Origin of the sequence: Kribbella aluminosa, from assembly GCF_017876295.1 — a bacterium.
GTDB lineage: Bacteria > Actinomycetota > Actinomycetes > Propionibacteriales > Kribbellaceae > Kribbella > Kribbella aluminosa.
On record NZ_JAGINT010000002.1, the window covers coordinates 2,409,684 to 2,430,130 of the forward strand.

Consider the following 20,447-nt stretch of genomic DNA (forward strand, 5'->3'; position numbering starts at 1 on the left):
CCTTCTCTGACGTGACCGACCAAAGGAGGCAGTATGAGTCTCGTGGAACCCATCCCGACCGAACCTGCGGTGCCTTGGCGCCCCGTTCAGCCGTTGACCAGGGACGACCTGGATCGGATGCCCGATGACGGGCATCGGTACGAGCTCATCGACGGAGTGCTGATCGTGAGCCCCGCGCCAAAGCGCGTCCATCAGCACGCGTTGGGCAACCTGTACTACCAGCTCAGGACACTCTGTCCGGCTGAGCTGACAGTTCTGTTCGCACCGTTCGACGTGGCACTGGCCGAAGACACCGTGATCCAACCCGACCTGCTGGTCGCACGAAGTGACGACTTCACCGAGCACGACCTCCCGGGGCCGCCGCTGCTTGCGGTCGAGGTGTTGTCGCCGAGCACCCGCCGGTTCGACCTCATGCTCAAGTGGTCGCGGTACGAGGCGGCGGGGTGTCAGGCGTACTGGGTGGTGGATCCCGACACGCCGAGTCTGATCGCGTGGGAACTGCGGGACGGCGCATATGTGCAGGTCGCGAAGGTCACCGGCGACGAGGCGGCCCACCTGACGAGTCCGTTCGGCGTGACGGTGGTGCCTGCGGATCTGATCTCGTAACGGATCTCGGGTAACCTTCCTGCCCGGCACACTGTCGACTTCGGGGGAGTAGCTGTCTGTGGATTCGCACGTGCCGGCCAATTCTGCTGTCCTGCCGCCGGCCTACCCGGACCGGGCGGCGTGGGGTACCGCGAGCAAGCTGCGAGCCTGGCAGGCCGAGGCGCTGCAGCTGTACCTCGACAGCAACCCGCGGGACTTCCTCGCGGTCGCGACGCCGGGCGCCGGTAAGACGACGTTCGCGCTGACGGTGGCCGCCGAGCTGCTGCACCGGCGGCAGATCGAGCGGATCACGGTGGTGACGCCGACCGAGCACCTCAAGACCCAGTGGGCCGATGCGGCGGACCGGGCCGGAATCGCGATCGACCCCGCGTTCGCCGGGCGTCGCGGCAAGACCAACAAGGACTTCCAGGGCGTCGCGGTGACGTACGCCGGTGTCGCCGTGAACCCGCTGGCCTTCCGGGTCCGGACCGAGCGGTTCAAGACGCTGGTGATCCTCGACGAGGTGCACCACGGCGGTGACGCGCTGAGCTGGGGAGACGGCGTCCGCGAGGCGTTCGAGCCCGCCGCGCGCCGGCTCTGCCTGACCGGTACGCCGTTCCGCAGCGACGACAACCCGATCCCGTTCGTCACCTACGAAGAGGCCCACGACGGGGTCGCCCGGAGCAAGGCGGACTACTCGTACGGGTACGGTCGCGCGCTGGAGGACCACGTCGTACGGCCGGTGATCTTCATGTCGTACTCCGGGGAGATGCGCTGGCGGACCAAGGCCGGGGACGAGGTCGCCGCGCGGCTGGGCGAGCCGCTGACGAAGGACCTGACCGCGCAGGCGCTGCGGACCGCGCTGGACCCGACCGGTGAGTGGATGGGCGCGGTGCTGGCGGCCGCGGACAAGCGGCTGACCGAGGTACGGCGGCACATGCCGGACGCCGGCGCGCTGGTGATCTCGGGCGACCAGAACACGGCCCGCGCGTACGCGAAGACGCTGCGGGAGATCACCGGGGAGTCGCCGACCGTGGTGCTGTCGGACGAGAAGGCGGCGAGCAAGAAGATCGCCAAGTTCTCCGAGGACGAGTCGCGCTGGATGGTCGCGGTCCGGATGGTGTCCGAGGGCGTCGACGTACCGCGGCTTGCGGTCGGTGTGTACGCGACGCCGACGTCGACGCCGCTGTTCTTCGCCCAGGCCGTCGGACGGTTCGTCCGGGCCCGCAAGCGTGGGGAGACGGCCTCGGTGTTCGTGCCGTCGGTGACCCGGCTGCTCGGGTTCGCGGCCGAGATGGAGGTCGAGCGCGACCATGTCCTCGGCCGCAAGAAGAGCAACGAGGACGGCGACATCTTCGCCCTCGAGGACGACCTGCTGAAGCAGGCGAACCAGGCCGAGGGCGCCAGCGACGAGCTCGAGGGGAACTTCGAGGCGCTCGGGTCGGACGCGAGCTTCGACCGGGTCGTGTTCGACGGCGGCGACTACGGCACCGGCGGCGACAACGCGTCCGACGAGGAGCTGGACTTCCTCGGGCTGCCCGGTCTGCTGGAGCCGGACCAGGTCCGCGAGCTGCTGCACAAGCGGCAGCAGAAGTCGCTCGCCGCCCAGAAGCTAGCCACACAGAAGAAGGCCCAACGTCCGGAAGATCGCGAGGACCCGACGCCGACCGAGCTGGCCACGCACGAGCAGATCGCGCTGCTCCGCCGCGAGCTGAACAGCCTGGTCGCGGCCTGGCACCACCGCACCGGCCAGCCGCACGGCGTCATCCACAACGACCTGCGCCGCAAGCTCGGCGGTCCGGCCGCGGCGCACGCCTCGTCGATCCAGCTCAAGGAGCGGATCGAGCTGATCCGCGACTGGGCCACCCAGCGCCGCGCCTGAGATCGCCCCTGATGGGCTGGGGGCCCAGCACCCCGCCCGAGGTGCTGGGCCTCAGTCCATCAGGGGCGGTAGACCCGCACGTAGTCGATCTGCATCGACTCCGACGTCACGGTGGGTGGGATCTTCCCGTACACGAACAGGTCCAGGATCAGCGCGTCGCCGGTCCCGGCGTACGCGCCCTGGCGGCAGATCTCCTTGCCGTCGACATACCAAACCGTATGGTCTGGTCCCAGCTGCTCGGCGATCGTGTGCCAGTCGGTGGTGAGGTCGGCCGGCGCCTGGTACGTGCAGCTGCCGCCGGGGGCCTGGTGGTTGGTGAGGTACAGGGCCTGGTGGTTGTCGCTGTAGAACTCGTACGTGTCCTGCTCGTTCGAACCGTTGCCGTTCCAGGTCCACGTCGACGGCCAGAAACCCTTGGCCGACGGGAGTTTCAGCCGCGTCTCGACGTAGTCGCCGGGCTGGACGGCGAAGGACTTCGACGGCTCGTGCCCGCATGCCTGGCCGGTGGTGATCAGCGCGCCCGACCACTCGTAGCCCGGCGCCGGGTTGTTCTTCGTGGCGGTCATCGTCAGCTTGCCGTCGCGCACCGACAGCGCGTCCCAGGTGTGCCACTCGAGCTGGTCGTTGCCCTTGTTGCCCAGGCACTGGTCGCCTTCGGCGTTCGAGTGGATCGCCCACTTCGTCCGGTCGATCGCCGTACCGTCGAACTCGTCGGCGAACACCAGCTTCCCCGGCTCGGCCGCGTCTGCTGCGCGCAGTGGAACGACGAGCAACCCGAGCACCACCACGGCCGTAAGTAACTTACGCATCAGGCAACCCTCTCCGTCGGAAAACGACGGATCAAACAGTCGCTTGATCAGGGCTTGGTTGTCAACTCCTGTATCCAGGGAGTGCCGGTCCCAGGGTCGGCTCGCTCTGCCTCGGGCGGCCTGGGGGACGGAGGTTGGCGGCATGAACACGAACAAGGTCGCGCTCGTCACGGGCGCCAACAAGGGCATCGGCATCGAGATCGCACGGCAGCTGGGGGAGCGCGGGTTCATCGTGCTGGCCGGATCGCGGGACGCGGACCGTGGTGCGGTCGCGACGAAGGAGCTGGTTGCCGAGGGCCTCGACGTGGTCGCGCTGCCGGTGGAGGTGACGGATCCGGAGTCGCGGATGTCGACGGTGCTGACGCTCGGGTACAACTCGTCGAAGGCGGCCGTGAACATGGTGACGGTAATGCTCGCCAGCGAACTGCGCGGCACCGGCATCCTGGTCAACGCCGCCGACCCCGGCAACTGCGCCACGGACATGGGCGGCTGGACCGCGGCGCGCACACCTGCGCAGGGTGCGGCCGTCGCGGTAGGGCTGGCGACGCTGGACGCCGACGGCCCCACCGGCCAGGTGTACGCCGAAGAAGGCCGCCCGCCCTGGTAAACCGGTGGGTCAGACGATGGCGCCGGACCAGGCCAGGGCTTGTTTGAGGAGCTGGCCGCGGCCGCCCTCGAGGTCGTTGAGGAGGCTCGGCGCCAGGGCCTCCTCCGGGGTCAGCCAGGTGAGCTCCAGCGCGTCCTGGCGCGGGTTGCACTCGCCGGTGACCGGTACGACGTACACCAGCGCGACCGCGTGCTGCCGCGGGTCGTGCAGCGGGGTCATCCCGGGGAACGGGAAGTACTCCGCGATCGTCACCGGGACCAGCGACGCGGGCAGCCGCGGGAACGCCGCCGGCCCGAGGTCCTTCTCGATGTTGCGCTGCAGCGCGTCGCGGATCGACTCGTTGTGCATCACGCGGCCCGACACCAGAGTGCGGATGATCTCGCCGGTCGCGGGTGAGGTGCGCAGCAGCACCCCGATGTGCTCGATCTGGCCCAGCGTGTCGACCCGGGCGGGGACGGCCTCGACGTACAGGATCGGCACCCGCGTCCGGGTCTCGGCGAGCGCGAACTCGGACAGCCAACCGGGATTCGGGTCAGGCGTTTGCAACGACGACGTCATGAGCACATCTTTGCTTACGGCCTGAAAGCGGATCGGTACTGGGAGGGGCTGAGGCCGAAGGTCGCCCGGAATCGCCGCGTCGCGTGGCTCGGATCGTGCCACCCGACTGCGGCGCCGATCGTCGCGACCGGGAGTTCGGTCTCGATCAGCAGCCCGGCTGCTCGCTCGGCCCGGATGCGGTTCAGGTAGGCCATCGGCGACATCCCGACGGACTTGCCGAACAACCGAACCAGGTACCCGGGCGCAACGCTGACGCGGGCCGCGAGCCGTTCGAGCGTCCAGGGCTCGGCGAGGTCGGCCTCCAGCAGCCGCATGGCGTGCTGCACCGCCGGATGCACCGCCGCCCGCACCCCCGTCCCTACGCCGCCCGTCCCGGACACGCCGGGTATGAGGGCGCCGGACAGCAGCCCGAACACATCCGGTCCCAGGTAGGCGTTGCGTACCACCAGCCCGTCGCAGTCGACGTACCCGTGCCACTCGCCGGGCCGCAGTACGACGACCGAATCCGGGCCCAGCTCCACCTCGCCGCCGGCGGACACGTGGGTGCCGCGGCCGGCCACCACGACCGCGATCTCGAAGAACGCGTGGCTGTGCGGCGCGACGTCCGCGACCACCTCCAGCCGCTCACCTGCGACCGGCAGCCGCGGATCCGGGAATACCGCACTGCTCAGCACGTTGTGCACGACCGGCCTCCCAGGAGGTCAATATCAGTCAACCCGTGGTCAACAAGATCCTGTCCCCGGCGGCACCGACCCGCGAGGCTGGAAACACCTTCCAGTACGACGGAATCCAAGGAGCCGACCGATGACCACCACCGACCCTACGGCAACCACGGCGCTCGACGAAGAGACCATTTCCGCCTACCGCCGGAACGGCGTCGTCCGGATCCGGAACATCATCGGCCGCGACGAGGCGGCCCGCTTCCGCGACGCCGCCGTCGCCCACACCGCACAAGCCGACGACCTGTTCAAGGAGTCGAAGATCTTCAACCAGTACGTCAACGTCTGGCGGCAGAACGACGTACTCAAGGAACTCACCCTCGACCCGCGACTGGCGGCCGCCGCGACCGCGTTGGCCGGCGTACCGGTCCGGATCTGGCACGACCAGTTGCTGATCAAACCCCCGCACAACGGCGCCGCGACCGAGTTCCACCAGGACGCCCCGTACTGGCCGCACGCCGGCTCCCGCGCCTCGCTGTCCGCATGGGTGGCGCTGGTCGACGTACCCGTGGAGCGCGGCTGCATGACCTTCATCCCCGGCTCGCAGAACCACCAGGACCTGCGCAGCCAGGACCTGTCCGACCGCGACGACATGTTCCGCGCGGCGCCCGACCTGCGCTGGGAGGAGCGGCTGACGATCCCGTTGCAGGCCGGCGACTGCACCTTCCACAACGCCTACCTGGCGCACTCCGCGACGCCGAACTTGACCGACGACCCGCGGATCGCGCACGTGAACATCTACTTCGACGCCGAGGCCACGTACACCGGCGGCGGGCACGTGGTCACCGACGGGCTCGGGCTGACGGCCGGCGAACCACTCGACCACGAGCTGTTCCCGACGGTCTGAGATTCACACCGTGACATAAGTTGTCTGCGTGCGTCTGCTCACCGACATCCGCCCGCTGCGCGAGTCCGCAGACTTCCGGCGGCTGTGGATCGGGTCGACGGTGTCGCAGCTCGGTCAGCAGATGACCGCGGTGACGGTCTCGATCCAGGTGTACGCGCTGACGCACTCGACGTTCTCGGTGGGGCTGGTCGGGCTCTGCTCGCTGGTCCCGCTGATCGTCTTCGGGCTGTACGGCGGCGCGATGGCCGACGCGATCGACCGCCGTACGCTCGCGCTCGTCTCGTCGACCGGGCTGTGGCTGCTGTCGATGGTCCTGGTCCTGCAGTCGCACCTCGGCTGGGGACAGGTCGGGGTGCTGTACGGCGTGGTCGCCTGCCAGTCGGCGTGCTTCGCGGTGAACAACCCGGCCCGGTCCGCGATCATCCCGCGGCTGATCCGGCCGGAGCTGCTGCCGGCCGCGAACACGCTCAGCCAGGCCGCGTTCAACCTGGGCTTCACCGCCGGGCCGCTGCTCGGTGCGGCGGTGATCGCCTGGCAGGGGTTCGCGGCGGCGTACCTGGTCGACGTGATCACGTTCACCGCGGCGCTGTACGCGCTGTTCCGGCTGCCTCCGGTCCCGCCGACCGGCGAGGTCCGGCGGGCCGGGCTGCGCTCCGTGCTGGAGGGGTTCACGTTCCTGCGCACGGCTCCGGCGTTGCTGGCGACGTTCCTCGCGGACATCCTCGCGATGGTGTTCGCGCAGCCGCGCGCGCTGTTCCCCGCGGTGGCCGGGGCGTTCTTCGGCGGCGGCGTACGGACGGTCGGCGTCCTGCAGGCCGCACCGGCGATCGGGGCGCTGATCGGCGTGCTGTTCTCCGGGTGGGTGACCCGGGTCCGCCGTCAGGGCGTGGCGATCGTCCTCGCGATCACGGCGTACGCCGCGGCCGTCGGGCTGTTCGGGTTGTCGCGGACGATCTGGCTGGGCGTCGCGCTGCTCGCGATGTCCGGGGCGGCCGACATGGTGAGTTCGGCGTACCGGAACACCGTGCTGCAGTCCGCGGCGCCGGACGCGATGCGCGGGCGGTTGCAGGGGGTGTTCATCGTGGTGGTCGCGGGCGGGCCGCGGCTCGGCGACTTCGTCGTCGGTACGACGTCCTCGCTGACCAGCCCGACCGTCGCGCTGCTCGGCGGCGCCGCGGTCTGCGTCACCGGGCTGCTGATCCTGCTCGCCCGGAACCGGCCGTTCCGGGCGTACGACGCGCGGACGCGGGCGCTGAGCTAAGAGGGTGTCTGAGAACTCTGACCCGGTCAGCCGCCGGTGGCGAGTTTCTTCAGCACGGTGAACCAGGAGTCCAGGTCCGGGTTCACCGCGGTCATCTCCTTGCCGCCGACCGTGACGATCTTGCGGTCGCCGAGCGGCTTCTTCAGCTTGATCGGGGTCAGCGAGATGTTGCTGTCCGGCGGGCACGGTACGTCGCTGTCGAGGTAGATCTTGATCTCGGTGTCCGACTGCTCGACCCGGAGATCGCTGACGCACTTGCCGCCGGCAGGGACCAGCAGGTTGGCCTCGTCGTACTTCGGAGCGTTCTGGATCCACTTCAGGTACTTCGGCCGCTTGCCCTTCACCAGCTGGTAGTACTGCAGCGGCTGCGGGGACTTCTCCTGCGCGGTCCCGGTGCCGTCGCCGAGGAACGTGCCGTAGATCATCTCGTAGCACGGGTCCTTGATGTCCGGGCCGTCGATCGCGCCGAACGCGCGGGCCGCCTTGTAGCAGCCGACCGCCTCGCGGTTCAGCGAGACGTTGAAACCGATGATCGCGAGCGCGCCGACCACCAGCGAGATCGCCAGCATCCGGCGGGACCGCAGCTGCTGCGGGCCGAGAACACCAGCCGCCCGGCGGGTCTCCTCCGGCGTGGCGTCGGCCGGCAGCGCCGTACTGCGGAACAGCGCCATGATCGAGCTCGTCCACTGCGGGTTGACGATGGTCGGAACGGCGTAGACCAGAATCAGACCCACGATCACGAGGACGGCGGGGAGCAGCGACCAGTAATTTCGCACGGCAGCAAGATACGGGGCCACCGGGCCGTGCCCGAATAGCGGATAGTCTGGCCAGGTGCCAGCCGAGACCTCGCAGACGCTCGACCGGGGACTCACCGTCCTCGAGTTGCTGGCGGACGCCCCGGACGGGCTCTCCATCACCGAGCTCGCGGCGGCGCTGGGGGTCAGTCGGACGGTGGTGTACCGCCTGGTGAACACGCTGGAGCTGCACCGGCTGGTGCGCCGGGACAGCGAGGGACGGGCGCGGCTCGGTCTCGCCGTACTGCACTACAGCCGCCGCGTGCAGCCCACGCTCCGTGACGCGGCGCTTCCGGTACTGCGTTCGCTCGCCGAGGACACCGGCGCCACCGCACATCTCACCGTCGCCGACGGCGAGGAGGCGCTGGCGATCGCCGTCGTCGAGCCGAGCTGGACCGACTACCACGTCTCCTACCGGATGGGCTCCCGCCACGCGCTGGACCAAGGCGCCGCCGGCAAAGCCATCCTCGCCGGCCGCCGCAAACCCGACCCCGCCGGCCGCCCCTTCGTAGTAACCGCCGGCGAACTCCAAGCCGGCGCCCAAGGCGTCTCCTCCCCGGTCCTGGGCGTCCCCGGCGTCGAGGCATCCATCGGCGTGGTGGTCCTCGGCAAGCTCGACCGCGACTTCGTCGGCCCGAGGGTCGCCCGAGCCGCGGTCGAGGTAGCCAAACGCCTAGCCTGACCCGCCCGCCACCCCAACGCACCTGCCGCCCCCGGCACCTGCCGCCCCCGGCACCGCCGCGCCCGGCACCTGCCGCGCCCGGCACCTGCTGCCCCGGCACCGGCTGCCCCGGGCACCGCCGCGCCCCGCCCCCGGCACTCGGCACCGCCGCGCCCCGCTCCCGGCACCCGGCACTCGGCACCGCCGCGCCCCGCTCCCGGCACTCGGCACCGCCGCGCCCCGCTCCCGGCACCCGGCACTCGGCACCGCCGCGCCCCGCTCCCGGCACCCGGCACTCGGCACCGCCGCGCCCCGCTCCCGGTACCGCCGCGCCCCGCTCCCGGCACCCGGCACTCGGCACCGCCGCGCCCCGCTCCCGGTACCGCCGCGCCCCGCTCCCGGTACCGCCGCGCCCCGCTCCCGGCACCCGCCGCTCCCGGCGGCCGGGCGACAGCTTGCGTCCCATGTCGCGCCCGGCCGCACCTCCTTGCATTTGAGGGGTGAACCTCTCAAATGCACCCTTTGCCTCTCGCATGCGAGGGGCAAAGGGGCAACCCGAGAGGTTAACCACTGAAATGCCGGGTGCCCGGTGGGGTCGGGTACGGGCTGGTCGGTGCGGCGGTGCGGCGGTGCGGCGGTGCGGCGGTGCGGCGGTGCGGCGGTGTGCCGGGGTGCCAAGCGGGTGCTGATCACCCCCTGATCCGGGGTTCCCGGTGTGCGGGTGTGCGGATGCGCGGGGTGCTGGTGTGAAGCCGGCGGTCTACGGGGCTGGGGTTAGTGTTCGCGGGTGGCCGCGTCGACCAGGGGTAGTACGCGGTGGGGGATTTGTTCGGCCAGCGCGATCACCGTGGACGCACGCTGGATGCCTCGGACGATGACTACCTGGTCGATCACCCGTTGCAGGTCCGCGTTGGAGCGGGCGACTATTCGGCACCAGAGGTCCTCGGCGCCGGTGATCGTGTGCACTTCCAGTACTTCGGGGATCCGGGCGAGGGCTTCGGCGACCGTGGTGTGACCTGAGCCCTGCTCGATCTGCAGGGTGGCGAACGCCGTGACCGGGTAGCCGATCGCGGTGGTGTCGATGTCGGGCCCCCAACCGCGCACGACCCCGTCGCGCTGCAACCGGTCCAGCCGTGCTTGCACGGTCCCGCGTGCGACCCCCAACCGCCGCGACGCCTCGAGTACGCCGACCCGCGGCTCGGCGGCGAACAACCGCAGGATCCGGGCGTCCAGCTTGTCCACCGACATACGAGTCCTCCGCTGATAGTCAGACTGACCAAATAGCCTAGCAAGGTCGGCAGAAGACTAGACAGCTTGCCTAGTCAAACAACGAACTGTTGCGCAACCTGCCGCCCACAAACAAGGCTCGGTGACACCACCTCGACCCGGGAGGACCCCCGATGACCAGCACCGACCTCACCCCTGCAGAGCTCGACGCCGATCTCGACCTCGACCAGCTGAAGCAGCTCGTCGGCCTGGTGCCGTACGACGAGAGCACCGACCCGTTCCCGGTCACCGCGATGGACGCCGTGGTGTTCGTGGTCGGCAACGCCACCCAGACCGCGAAGTGGTACCAGCTCGCCTTCGGCATGGACCTGGTCGCGTACGCCGGCCCCGAGACCGGCAGCAAGGACGCCAAGTCGTACGTCCTGAAGGCCGGCTCCGCCCGTTTTGTCATTTCAGGCGGTGTCGGCCCGAAGAGTCCGCTGCTCGACCACCACCGCAAGCACGGCGACGGTGTTGCGGACATCGCCCTCGAGGTCCCGGACGTGGACAAGTGCATTGCGCACGCGCGCAAGGTCGGCGCGATCGTCCTGGAGGAGCCGAACGACGTCTCCGACGAGCACGGCACGGTCCGCCGCGCGGCGATCGCGGCGTACGGCGACACCCGGCACACGCTGATCGACCGGAGCAAGTACGACGGCCCTTACCTGCCCGGCTTCGTCGCGGCGACCACGCGGGTCACCCGCCCCGCCGGACACCCGAAGCGGCTGTTCCAGGCGGTCGACCACGTCGTCGGCAACGTCGAGCTCGGCAAGATGGACGAGTGGGTTGCCTTCTACAACAAGGTGATGGGCTTCGTGAACATGGCGGAGTTCATCGGTGACGACATCGCCACCGACTACTCGGCGCTGATGAGCAAGGTCGTCGCCAACGGCAACCACCGGGTGAAGTTCCCGCTGAACGAGCCGGCGGTGGCGAAGAAGAAGTCCCAGATCGACGAGTTCCTGGAGTTCTACGACGGCGCCGGCGCGCAGCACATCGCGCTCGCCACCAACGACATCCTGCGCACCGTCGACATCATGCGGGCGAACGGCGTCGAGTTCCTGAACACCCCGGACTCGTACTACCAGGACCCGGCGCTGCGGGCCCGGATCGGCGAGGTCCGGGTGCCGATAGAGGAACTGCAGTCGCGCGGCATCCTTGTCGACCGGGACGAGGACGGCTACCTGCTGCAGATCTTCACCGCGCCGATCGGCGACCGGCCGACGGTGTTCTACGAGCTGATCGAGCGGCACGGTTCGCTCGGCTTCGGCAAGGGCAACTTCAAGGCGCTGTTCGAGGCGATCGAGCGCGAACAGGAGCGCCGCGGCAACCTCTGACGGCCGCTTTGACGATCAAAAGCTTGCCAGCAGCAACTGGACACGGCGTGTCGCCGTCCGATTACCGGAATGACTGTCCGGGCAGGCTCCGTTCGCGTAGTGTGCCTTCCTGAGTGCGCGTCGGGGCGTGCGCTCAGGAAGGGTTTCGTCATGAAGACACTGGGCTTGCTGCTCAGCACCGCCGGTGTGGGGATGGGCGCGATCGCCCTCTCCGCGATGCCGGCCGCGGCGGTCAACGCCGCCAACTGTTCTGGTGCCACATCCATCGCATCGGCGCCGATGCTGCGAAATCACCAGCCGCCGAGCTGGGGCACGATCCGGCTGGTCCGGGACGGCTGCTCGCAGTACTGGGCCGAGATCACCATGGCGTCGCCGGTGGTGGCGAACGCCCAGGCCAACGCCTTCCTGGTGCAGTCCGGCGGCGGCAACGACGGCCGGGTGCTCAGCTGCGACAGCAGCGGTGGCAACGGCTCCGTCATCCAGGGCCAGCGCACCTGCCGGACACCGAAGGTGAAGGCCACCGGCGGAAACATCACGTTCACCGCGATCGGCCGCGAGTACCACAACTACGGCGGCGGCTACCAAGAGATCTCGGAGAACGCCACTACGCGCACGCGCTGAGACTGGGGTGCGCAGTACCGCGCGGTAGTAACTAGGCTCGGCATATGAGTGAGGTTGTCGAGCAGCTGCGTCAGGTGCTGCCGCCCGAGGCGTTGGTGACCGATCCGGACCGGATGGAGAGCTACCGGTACGACCGGGCGATGTTCTGCCCGGCCGGGATGCCGTTGGCCGTCGTGCTGGCCCGGGAGACCGCGCACGTCCAGGCGGCGGTGCGGGTCGCGAACGAGGCCGGCGTACCGATCGTCCCGCAGGGGGCGCGTTCCGGCCTGTCCGGCGCCGCCAACGCGCTGGACGGCTGCATCGTGATCTCGCTGGAGAAGATGGACCGGATCCTGGCGATCGAGCCGGTGGACCGGTACGTCGTCACCCAGCCGGGCGTCTACAACGCCGTACTGTCCCGTGCGGTCGCCGAGCACGGGTTGTTCTACCCGCCGGACCCGTCCAGCTGGGAGTTCTGCTCGATCGGCGGCAACCTGTCCACGAACTCGGGCGGCCTGTGCTGCGTGAAGTACGGCGTGACCACGGACTACGTGCTCGGCCTGGAGGTCGTGCTCGCCGACGGGCGGATACTACGGACCGGCCGGAAGACCGTGAAGGGTGTCGCCGGGTACGACCTGGCCAAGCTGATCGTCGGCAGCGAGGGCACCCTCGGCATCATCACCGAGGCGACCCTGATGCTCCGCCCGGCGGCCGCGAAGCCCAAGACGATGGCCGCGCTGTTCGGCTCCGGCGTCGAGGCCGGCAACGCGATCCTGGAGATCATCCGCAGCGGCGTCTCGCTGAGCCTGCTGGAGATCATGGACCGGACCACGATCCAGGCGGTCAACAAGTACAAGCGGATGGAGCTGCCCGAGGAGGCGGCCGCGATGCTGATCGCGCAGTCCGACGCGGGCGGCGAGGCGGGCGCGGCCGACGTCGCCGCGGTCGCGAAGCTGTGCCGCGACCACGGTGCGCTGGAGTGCATCGAGGCCGAGGACGACGCGGAGGGCGACCTGCTGCTCGAGGGCCGCCGGGTCGCCCTGACCGCCTTGGAGCAACTCGGTACGACGATGATCGACGACGTCGCCGTTCCGCGGTCGCGGCTGGCGGAGTTCATCGGCCGGCTGGAGCAGCTGTCCGTGGAGCTGGACATCACGATCGGCGTCCTCGGGCACGCCGGCGACGGGAACATGCACCCGACGGTGGTGTTCGACCAGGCCGACCCGGCGCAGTCCGAGCGGGCGCAGCAGGCGTTCGAGCGGGTGATGGAGATCGGGCTCGAGCTCGGCGGCACGATCACCGGCGAGCACGGGGTCGGCGTCCTGAAACGGACCTGGCTGGCCCAGGAGATCGGGCCGGTCGCGCTGGACGTGCACCGGGCGATCAAGCACGCCCTGGATCCGAAGAACCTGCTGAACCCGGGCAAGATCGTGGCCGATTGAGCTTGTGACGTAACCGCAACAGAACTGCCGAGCCCATTCGACGTCCACGGCCATCGAATGTGACGTCGGGACTGGAGCATAGGAAGCTAGGTTGTTGAACTCGCGGGGGGACCGGATGCAGGGTAGGAGGCGCCCGATGGGTCGGTGGCGCCGTGCCGTGCTTCCCGCGATCGCCGCGGTGGTCGCGACCGCCGCGCTTTCCGCCTGCGCGAACGGCGGCGGGCTGCGCGTCGAAGGCCCCGAGTCGCCGCCGTCGGACACCCCGACGCCGTCGGTTGCGCTCGGCACCAGCACCCCGTCGCCGCCCCCGGAACGCACCCCGAAAGTGGCCGTTGACCTGTACAAAGTTCGGGCCCGGCTGCTCGCCGACAAGCACCTGACCGGCTACGACCGGACAGTGCTTTCGAATTGCACGGTGATTTCGCGTTGCCTCAGCAGGGGTAAGACCGTTGATGTATTGCACAGCGGTACACCTCAGCAGATCGTCCTGATCCACACCCTGGACAAATTCGTCTTCGGTATCTTCCTGATCGCCGTCGAGCCCACGGGCCTACGGCCGATCTGGAACCTGGATGTCGAGCAGCCGACCGTGAACGCCAGCCCGCAAGGGGACCTGGTGGTCGAGTCGAAGATCTTCACGATCAACGACCCGGTTTGCTGCCCGTCGGGTCGCCGGGTCGAGGTCTACCGTTGGAACGGTCGGCAGATGACCAAGGTGAGTTCGACGGACCAGTAGGGAGACTGAAGTTCGGTGGTACCGGAAGAACCGGCAGCGCGCATTCTCATGGTCGAGGACGACGCGGTGATCCGTGAGGCGACCCAGTTGACCCTCGAGCGGCACGGCTACGACGTGACCACGGCCGAGGACGGCCTGGAAGCGATCGAGCGATTCGAGAAGATCCATCCGGACGTCGTGATGCTGGACATCATGCTGCCCGGGCTGGACGGGATCTCGGTGTGCCGCCGGATCCGCGAGACCAGCACGGTCCCGATCGTGATGGTCTCGGCCCGCGGCGACGCGCTCGACGTCGTACTCGGCCTGGAAGCAGGCGCCGACGACTATGTGACCAAACCCTTCGACACCCAGGTGCTGGTGGCGCGGCTGCGGGCGGTGATGCGGCGCGCGGTCTCGGATCCGGAGCGCCCGGCACCGACGGCCGGGTCCGGCGTCGAGTCGTTCGGCGACCTGGAGCTGGACCGGGAGGCTCTGGAGGTACGCCGTGGTGGCGCGATCGTCCAGCTGACTCCGACCGAGCTCAAGCTGCTGATCGAGTTCGCGAACAACCCGGGCGTGGTGCTCAGCCGCTCGACGCTGCTGCAGCGCGTCTGGGACTACGAGTGGGGCGGCGACGGCCGGCTGGTCGACGTCCACCTGCAGCGGCTGCGGACCAAGATCGGTGCCGACCGCATCGAAACCGTCCGCGGCTTCGGGTACAAGCTGCGGGCTTAGTCGATGGGGCTCAGTTGATGGGGCTGCGCGGCAAGCTCGGCCTCATCTTCCTGCTGGTCTCTTCGCTCGCGATCCTGGTGCTGTGCGTCGCGGTCTACACCCAGGCCCAGTCGGCCCGGCTGGACCGGACGCGCAGCTTCGCGGACGAGCGGATCCAGCTCGCGGCGCAGAGCTACGACACCAACGACGTACCGGTGTTCGGGGCGAAGCTCGACGATCCGGATCTGCCGCCGCAGCTGCGGGACGCGGTGCTGTCCGGGAAGCGGGCCACGTTCAAGACCGGGTCGCCGCACGCGAAGATGTGGGCGGCGGTCGCGGTCAAGGACGGCAAGGTGCTGTCGATCGAGCAGGACTACGACAACACCGACGACTCGATGCAGGCGCTGCAGCAGGCGCTGATCCTCGGCGGGATCGGTACGGTCGCGCTGGTCGCGCTGGTCAGCGTGATCCTCGCGGGCAGCCTGTCGAAGCGGATCGTCGCGGTCGCGGGTACGGCGCGGCGGATCGCGGCCGGCGATCTGGACGCATCCGCGGCCGCGGCCGTCGGCAAAGGCAAGGACGAGGTGCAGTCGCTGGCGACGGCGCTCGACACAATGGCCAGCTCGCTGCGCGGTCAGCTCGAGGCGGAACGCCGGTTCACCGCGGACGTCGCCCATGACCTGCGGACGCCGGTCACGGGTCTGACCACGGCGGCGGAGCTGTTGCCGCCGGGGCGTCCGAGCGAACTGGTCCGGGACCGGGCGAAGGTACTGCGGCGGCTCGTGGAGGACCTGCTGGAGATCGCCCGGTTCGACTCCGGCGTCGAGCAGGCGGACCTGGAACTGGTCGGGCTCGGCGCGTTCGTGGGGTCCGCGGTCGGACGGTTGCGGATGCAGCAGGCGCTCGCGGCCGACGACGTGATCGTGCACCTGAACGGCCCGGACGAGACGGTGTCCACGGACTCCCGGCGGATCGAGCGGATCCTGGCGAACCTGATCGTCAACGGCCTGCGGCACGGCAAGCCGCCGGTCGAGGTGACGGTCAGCGGTCGGACCGTCGAGGTGGTTGACCACGGCAACGGCTACCCGGAGGAACTGATTGCCGAAGGCCCGCGCCGGTTCCGCTCGGGAATGGCCGAGCGGGGCGTCGGCCACGGCCTCGGGCTGACCATCGCGGCCGGCCACGCGAAGGTTCTCGGCGCCGAACTCACCTTCGGCGAGGCTCCTGGCGGGGGTGCGCTGGCACGGCTCGTGCTGCCCGCCGGACCTGAGACGGAGTCGTAACACAACCTTTCCGGTGATCGCCGCGTCTTCCTCTCCGTAACACCAACAAAACGAGGGGAAACCACAGATCATGCGTACTCAGTTCGTTCGTCGTACCGCCGCCGCTTTCGCCGGTGTCGCCCTGGCCGCCGCCGGCCTCGGTGTCGCGGGTGCCCTGCAGGCCAACGCCGCCACGACGCAGCCGACGGCCGTCAGCACGCCGGCCGCGGCGAAGTCGATCACGATCAAGTCGGACAAGGCCACCGCGAAGGCGTGGGCGAAGGTCTCCTTCACCGGCAAGACCTCCGGGATCGCGGCGAACACGGTCGTCCAGGTGCAGCGCCTGGAGAACGGCAAGTGGGTCAACTTCCCGGCCACCACCAAGGTGACCGGCCGCGCAACTTACTCGGTGTGGGTGCAGAGCGGCCGGGTCGGCGTCAACACCTTCCGCGTCGTAGCCGCGAACACCGCGTCCGCTCCGGCCTCGGTGACCATCACCAAGTAGCCCGATGCCGGCGAACCGCCGGGGGCGGGGACAAGTACTGGGGGCGTTGCACAAGACATAACCTGTGCAACGCCCCCAGCTGGTGTTCAAGTCCCCGGTCAGTGGGTTCCGTAGACGTTCAGCTCGGCAGCCGAGCCGAAGACCGCGCCGTTGAGCGAACTGGTGCCGACGAACTTCACATACCGGCCGGGCTCGGCGGGGAAGTCCAGCCGCTGTACGGCGGTCGAGTTCGGGAACTGGCCCGACGCAACCGGCGTACCCCAGTCCTGACCGTCCGCACTGACGTAGACCTCGTACCCCTTGAACATCCCGTTCGTACCGCTCTGCCGGGGCAGATAGCTCAACCCGTTCACCTGGTACGTCGACCCGAGGTCGAGCGTCATGAAGTGTGGGAAGCCGGCCGGCGTACTGACCTGGGACCAGGCGGAATGCCAGATGGTGCTGGGGTTTCCGTCCAGCGCCATCGTCGCCGCGCCGCCGGTGGCGACGTCCTCGCTGTCGACGTCCACCACCTTGATCCGCGACTGCGGGACGATCCCCGGCGGCAGGACGGTGGCCTCGCCGGTGATCGTCGCCTGACCACCCGTTGCCGTCAGCACGTACTTTCCTTCCGGCGTACCGGCCGGCGGGCTGACGTCCCAGGTGGTTGTCGCGGTCGCACCGGCGGCGACCGTGGCGTGCGTCGCCGGAGTGGTCGCGGTGACGGTCCAGCCGTCGGGCGCGGTCAGCCCGAGCGTGATGTTGCTGGCAGCCACCACGTCGTTGTTGGTGAACGTGGTGGTGACGGTGTTCGCCTCACCCGGCACGAGCCCGGTCAGACCGGTCACGGCGACCGAGGTGCAGTCCGCCGGTTCGGTCGTCGTACCGAGGTCGGTGACGGCGAAGTTGTCCATCACGAAGTCGGTCTGGTCGCCGCCGTCGGTGAGCTTCCGCAACCCGACCCAGTTGTCACCGCCACAGCCGGCGACGAACTCCTGGTCGAACGTCGCCTTGGTCCGCTGCTCACCGATCGGCGTCGCCTTCACTTCCACAGATCCCGGCCGGTCGACGCCCTGGATCCACGCGTACTGCCCCGCACGTCCGCTCTCGTAGTCGAAACTCACCTTGTACTTGTGGCCCGCCTGGAAGTTCACCGTCCACGGCGCGGTCCGATAGACGAGCCCCTCGTTCTCCTCGTGCGACTTCAGCGACCAGTTCCCGTCCAGGACATCGTCGACAAGCTTCCCGTTCCACCCAGCCTGCGTGTACGGCGCATGCTTCTTGGCAAGCACCGTCCGCGGATCGGTAATCCCGCCGGCATCTCCCTTGATGAACGGCCCCCACCCCTGATCCACGTTCTCGAAGTCCTCCACTCCCCGGGCGGGGGTCGTCTCGACCACCCGCACGTCGTCCACCCGGACCTGCGCAGCTCCCGCGGCTGCTCCGATGGCCAGATCGGCGGTGCTCCCCCTGGCCTGGAAGACGACTCGGGCCCGCTGGTAGTACGCGCCGTGCTTGTCATCAGCAGCAACCATGTTCTTCACCGTCGACCGAGTGATCACGTTCGTCACCCCGTCGACGCTGATGGTCGTCGGACGGTTTGCCTCCACCCACGCGGATGCGCTGTACGTACGACCCTTCGTGAGTCCGGTAATACGCTGGCTCACCGACGAAGCCTTTGTCCCGAGCTGGGCGACGTGCTGCCCGTTCTCGAGCGTCGCGATGCCCGCACCGCCGGTCGCGTCCCAGGCCGCCAGGTTCCCGGCGTTGAAGCCCGGGTCCTTCAGATGCGTGTCTTCACCCCAGTTCACGGCCCGCGGCTTCGGAGCGGCGACCGGGTAGAGGACGTACGGCTTGCCCGGGATTGCGTCGAGCGTGATCGAGCCGTGGTTGACCCGGATCGTGACCGGCTTGGCCCTGCCGGTGTCGGTCAGCTGGTACGCCGTGAACGTCTTCACGCCCGCGAACGCCGCCGGCAGCTGCCAGGTCGTCCGTCCGCCGGCCGGGTTGTAGTGGTACGACTTCTTGCCGTTGTCCCACGGCAGCAGGTACTTGTCGCCGTCCAGCACCTTCGCGTTCCCGACGTACACAGTCCGCTTCCCGTTCTCGACCGCACCCCGGACGCCGCCGGTGAACCTGATGTCGTCGGCCTTCCAGTCCAGGATCTTCTGCTGCTGCAGGAACTTCGCCGGCAGGTTGCGCTGCCAGATGTTCGCGTAGAACGCGTTCCAGTCGGTCTCGCCGGTCCAGCCCTCGAACTCGACGATCGCGGACTGCCCGAGGATCGGGTCGTTGTTCCAGACGTCCTTCTCGTGGTTCCGGACGAACCGGATGATCTTCGAGTTCAGCCCCTTGTTGGTCGGGCCGCCGTAGTCGAGGTCGTTCGCCCAGTGCGACCAGAGCGACGTCCGCTCGTGCCGGTCGGCCCACTCGGTGGCGATCTGCCAGCCCTGCGCGGTGAGCTGCCGGGTGAGGCCGTCGGCGAGCCAGCCGGACTGGTAGTACACGTCGATGTACAGCTCCTGCAGGTTCTTGTCGGTCTCGTCGCGGAGCTGCTGGAACCGCTTCACGATGTTGCCCGAGGCAAGATCGGGGCGCTGCTTGATGTAGTAGCTCTGGTTCAGCCAGTTCCAGCCCTTGGCATTCTTGTCGACCAGGTCCTCGCTGAACGCGTTCGCCTCCGGGTACGACTCGGTCGCGTTCACGTGGACGCCGAACGCCGCGTTCCACGACTTGCCCTGCTTGAGCAGCGTGTTCAGGTCGGTCAGACCGCCCGCGCGGAGGTTGTAGTTGCCGCCGTAGTCAGGGTGTCCCGAGTCGTGCCCCTCGGACGCGTAACCCTTCAGCAGCGCCATCTGGCCGAGCCCGTCGGTCGACAGCGAGATCCGCTTGACGTCGTCGAGGGTCCGCAGGAACGGGTGCGTGGCCTGGCTGGCGAAGTTGAACGGGATGTGCGTGATCACCCGGTCCTTGACCTGGTCGCCGCCGTTCGGCTCGGTCATGATCGAGCGGAACGCGACCGCGCCGTCCTCCCAGTCGACGGTCTTGTCGTGGTTCGCGTCCGGCGTCACCACGACCTTCGCCCAGGGGAGCGGTTCGGTGTACGGCGAGGTGTCGGCGCGGTACGTCCACTGACCGCTCCAGACGCCGACCCGCGTGCTGCCGTCGCTGCCCTTGCGGGCCTGATGCCAGAAGCGGGCGCCGTCGTCGACCGACTGCCCGGACGGCTTGTCGTACGTCGAGTTCGACTCGATCCCGGCGGCCAGCCCGCTGGTGTTGACGAACGCGTACGCCGCACCCGTCGCGGACGCCTCGCCCGGCGTGCTCGCGGTGACCGGGGTGATCTTGTCGGCGTTCCGGGTCGAGTCCGGGTCGAGGGTCGTGAACGCGGTCGTCGCGCCGGCGTCCGTACTCGACACCGACACCAGGTCCTGGTTCGGGATGTCGATCGTGTGCACGCGGCTCGTCCCTGGCGTCCCGGTGTCGCGGACCGCGTCGATCGCGAAGGTCGTCACCCGGCCGGCGACGCTCAGACTGGTGTCCAGCTCGACGCCGGGCAGCGCGTCGAAGCCGAGCGTGTACGACGCCTTGGTGTCAGCGATCGCCGGCGGCGCCACGAGGTGCGCGGTGCGGGCGACCCCGTCGATCGTGACCGTCGAGATCGCGTCCGGTTGTCCGCCGAGCGCTTGCCCGGAGGCGTTGTCGACGTACCTGATCACCCGCGGGAAGTCCGCCCCCACGGTGACCGTCAGCTCCGGCGACCGCAGCGCCGGATCGCCACCCACCGGCTGCGCCTGCGCGCCGGCCGGCGCGACCAGCACGGCGGCGGCCATGGCTACAGCCAGTACTCCACACCCCACTGAACGTTTCATGCGGACGAAGTTCGCACGCAACCGCTAACTCG

The 20,447-nt window shown here is 69.2% G+C and carries 19 protein-coding genes; 13 read left to right on the forward strand and 6 right to left on the reverse strand.

Going from position 1 to position 20,447, the window contains the following annotated elements; all coding sequences use genetic code 11:
* The first annotated feature begins 33 nt into the window (after positions 1-33).
* Together JOF29_RS32765 and JOF29_RS32770 are read left to right on the forward strand one after the other, a co-directional pair.
* Complete coding sequence (locus JOF29_RS32765; protein ID WP_209698250.1) at positions 34-606, forward strand: Uma2 family endonuclease; 573 nt, start codon at positions 34-36, stop codon at positions 604-606.
* A gap of 58 nt (positions 607-664) precedes the next feature.
* Entirely contained in the window at positions 665-2,467 is a 1,803-nt protein-coding gene (locus JOF29_RS32770; RefSeq protein ID WP_209698251.1) for a DEAD/DEAH box helicase, read from the forward strand.
* A gap of 59 nt (positions 2,468-2,526) precedes the next feature.
* Here JOF29_RS32770 and JOF29_RS32775 read toward each other — a convergent pair whose 3' ends face one another.
* Positions 2,527-3,276 (reverse strand): glycoside hydrolase family 16 protein, encoded by a 750-nt coding sequence (locus tag JOF29_RS32775; RefSeq protein WP_209698252.1) that lies wholly within the window; start codon positions 3,274-3,276, stop codon positions 2,527-2,529.
* 142 nt (positions 3,277-3,418) lie between these two features.
* On the opposite strand from JOF29_RS32775, the gene JOF29_RS32780 reads away from it, so the two are divergent.
* Positions 3,419-3,883, forward strand: coding sequence for an SDR family NAD(P)-dependent oxidoreductase (locus JOF29_RS32780; RefSeq protein WP_209698253.1), 465 nt, complete (start codon positions 3,419-3,421; stop codon positions 3,881-3,883).
* Between the two features lie 9 nt (positions 3,884-3,892).
* Here the strand turns inward: JOF29_RS32780 and JOF29_RS32785 are convergent, their stop codons facing one another.
* On the reverse strand, positions 3,893-4,441 hold the full coding sequence (locus JOF29_RS32785; protein ID WP_209698254.1) for an NUDIX hydrolase family protein: 549 nt from the start codon (positions 4,439-4,441) through the stop codon (positions 3,893-3,895).
* Between the two features lie 14 nt (positions 4,442-4,455).
* Positions 4,456-5,124, reverse strand: a complete 669-nt coding sequence (locus JOF29_RS32790; protein WP_209698255.1) for an AraC family transcriptional regulator — start codon at positions 5,122-5,124, stop codon at positions 4,456-4,458.
* A gap of 121 nt (positions 5,125-5,245) precedes the next feature.
* Here JOF29_RS32790 and JOF29_RS32795 point away from each other — a divergent pair, with 121 nt between their 5' ends.
* Together JOF29_RS32795 and JOF29_RS32800 are read left to right on the forward strand one after the other, a co-directional pair.
* A complete protein-coding gene (locus JOF29_RS32795; RefSeq protein ID WP_245359681.1) occupies positions 5,246-6,007 on the forward strand; it encodes a phytanoyl-CoA dioxygenase family protein in 762 nt (253 codons plus the stop codon).
* A 28-nt stretch (positions 6,008-6,035) separates the two neighbouring features.
* Positions 6,036-7,268, forward strand: coding sequence for an MFS transporter (locus tag JOF29_RS32800; RefSeq protein WP_209698256.1), 1,233 nt, complete (start codon positions 6,036-6,038; stop codon positions 7,266-7,268).
* A gap of 26 nt (positions 7,269-7,294) precedes the next feature.
* On the opposite strand, the gene JOF29_RS32805 is transcribed toward JOF29_RS32800, so the two are convergent.
* On the reverse strand, positions 7,295-8,044 hold the full coding sequence (locus JOF29_RS32805) for a hypothetical protein (protein ID WP_307863810.1): 750 nt from the start codon (positions 8,042-8,044) through the stop codon (positions 7,295-7,297).
* 55 nt (positions 8,045-8,099) lie between these two features.
* Here JOF29_RS32805 and JOF29_RS32810 point away from each other — a divergent pair, with 55 nt between their 5' ends.
* Positions 8,100-8,744, forward strand: coding sequence for an IclR family transcriptional regulator (locus JOF29_RS32810; RefSeq protein WP_209698258.1), 645 nt, complete (start codon positions 8,100-8,102; stop codon positions 8,742-8,744).
* Positions 8,745-9,497: 753 nt separating this feature from the next.
* On the opposite strand, the gene JOF29_RS32815 is transcribed toward JOF29_RS32810, so the two are convergent.
* Positions 9,498-9,971, reverse strand: coding sequence for an Lrp/AsnC family transcriptional regulator (locus JOF29_RS32815; RefSeq protein ID WP_209698259.1), 474 nt, complete (start codon positions 9,969-9,971; stop codon positions 9,498-9,500).
* Positions 9,972-10,123: 152 nt separating this feature from the next.
* Here JOF29_RS32815 and hppD point away from each other — a divergent pair, with 152 nt between their 5' ends.
* The 7 genes from hppD (at position 10,124) to JOF29_RS32850 (ending at position 16,564) form a co-directional block, all read left to right on the forward strand.
* A complete protein-coding gene (gene hppD, locus JOF29_RS32820; protein ID WP_245359683.1) occupies positions 10,124-11,326 on the forward strand; it encodes a 4-hydroxyphenylpyruvate dioxygenase in 1,203 nt (400 codons plus the stop codon).
* A 150-nt stretch (positions 11,327-11,476) separates the two neighbouring features.
* Positions 11,477-11,947: a hypothetical protein gene (locus tag JOF29_RS32825; protein WP_209698260.1), complete on the forward strand. Its 471-nt coding sequence runs from the start codon at positions 11,477-11,479 to the stop codon at positions 11,945-11,947.
* 44 nt (positions 11,948-11,991) lie between these two features.
* Positions 11,992-13,368 (forward strand): FAD-binding oxidoreductase, encoded by a 1,377-nt coding sequence (locus JOF29_RS32830; RefSeq protein WP_209698261.1) that lies wholly within the window; start codon positions 11,992-11,994, stop codon positions 13,366-13,368.
* Positions 13,369-13,546: 178 nt separating this feature from the next.
* Positions 13,547-14,104: a hypothetical protein gene (locus JOF29_RS32835; protein WP_307863811.1), complete on the forward strand. Its 558-nt coding sequence runs from the start codon at positions 13,547-13,549 to the stop codon at positions 14,102-14,104.
* Positions 14,105-14,152: 48 nt separating this feature from the next.
* Positions 14,153-14,818 carry a two-component system response regulator CseB gene (gene cseB / locus JOF29_RS32840; protein ID WP_209698263.1) on the forward strand — a complete coding sequence of 222 codons (666 nt, stop codon included), beginning with the start codon at positions 14,153-14,155 and terminating at the stop codon, positions 14,816-14,818.
* A gap of 17 nt (positions 14,819-14,835) precedes the next feature.
* Positions 14,836-16,080 (forward strand): HAMP domain-containing sensor histidine kinase, encoded by a 1,245-nt coding sequence (locus tag JOF29_RS32845; protein ID WP_209698264.1) that lies wholly within the window; start codon positions 14,836-14,838, stop codon positions 16,078-16,080.
* 70 nt (positions 16,081-16,150) lie between these two features.
* Entirely contained in the window at positions 16,151-16,564 is a 414-nt protein-coding gene (locus JOF29_RS32850) for a hypothetical protein (RefSeq protein WP_209698265.1), read from the forward strand.
* 98 nt (positions 16,565-16,662) lie between these two features.
* Here the strand turns inward: JOF29_RS32850 and JOF29_RS32855 are convergent, their stop codons facing one another.
* Positions 16,663-20,415: an endo-alpha-N-acetylgalactosaminidase family protein gene (locus JOF29_RS32855; RefSeq protein WP_245359685.1), complete on the reverse strand. Its 3,753-nt coding sequence runs from the start codon at positions 20,413-20,415 to the stop codon at positions 16,663-16,665.
* Positions 20,416-20,447 lie beyond the last annotated feature (32 nt).

Coding starts and splice junctions, on each gene's coding strand:
- JOF29_RS32825 (WP_209698260.1), top strand. CDS start 11,477: ATGAAGACACTGGGCTTGCTGCTCAGCACCGCCGGTGTGGGGATGGGC.
- JOF29_RS32780 (WP_209698253.1), top strand. CDS start 3,419: ATGAACACGAACAAGGTCGCGCTCGTCACGGGCGCCAACAAGGGCATC.
- JOF29_RS32815 (WP_209698259.1), bottom strand. CDS start 9,971: ATGTCGGTGGACAAGCTGGACGCCCGGATCCTGCGGTTGTTCGCCGCC.
- hppD (WP_245359683.1), top strand. CDS start 10,124: ATGACCAGCACCGACCTCACCCCTGCAGAGCTCGACGCCGATCTCGAC.
- JOF29_RS32775 (WP_209698252.1), bottom strand. CDS start 3,276: ATGCGTAAGTTACTTACGGCCGTGGTGGTGCTCGGGTTGCTCGTCGTT.
- JOF29_RS32845 (WP_209698264.1), top strand. CDS start 14,836: ATGGGGCTGCGCGGCAAGCTCGGCCTCATCTTCCTGCTGGTCTCTTCG.
- JOF29_RS32785 (WP_209698254.1), bottom strand. CDS start 4,441: ATGACGTCGTCGTTGCAAACGCCTGACCCGAATCCCGGTTGGCTGTCC.
- JOF29_RS32855 (WP_245359685.1), bottom strand. CDS start 20,415: ATGAAACGTTCAGTGGGGTGTGGAGTACTGGCTGTAGCCATGGCCGCC.
- JOF29_RS32765 (WP_209698250.1), top strand. CDS start 34: ATGAGTCTCGTGGAACCCATCCCGACCGAACCTGCGGTGCCTTGGCGC.
- cseB (WP_209698263.1), top strand. CDS start 14,153: ATGGTCGAGGACGACGCGGTGATCCGTGAGGCGACCCAGTTGACCCTC.
- JOF29_RS32850 (WP_209698265.1), top strand. CDS start 16,151: ATGCGTACTCAGTTCGTTCGTCGTACCGCCGCCGCTTTCGCCGGTGTC.
- JOF29_RS32830 (WP_209698261.1), top strand. CDS start 11,992: ATGAGTGAGGTTGTCGAGCAGCTGCGTCAGGTGCTGCCGCCCGAGGCG.
- JOF29_RS32795 (WP_245359681.1), top strand. CDS start 5,246: ATGACCACCACCGACCCTACGGCAACCACGGCGCTCGACGAAGAGACC.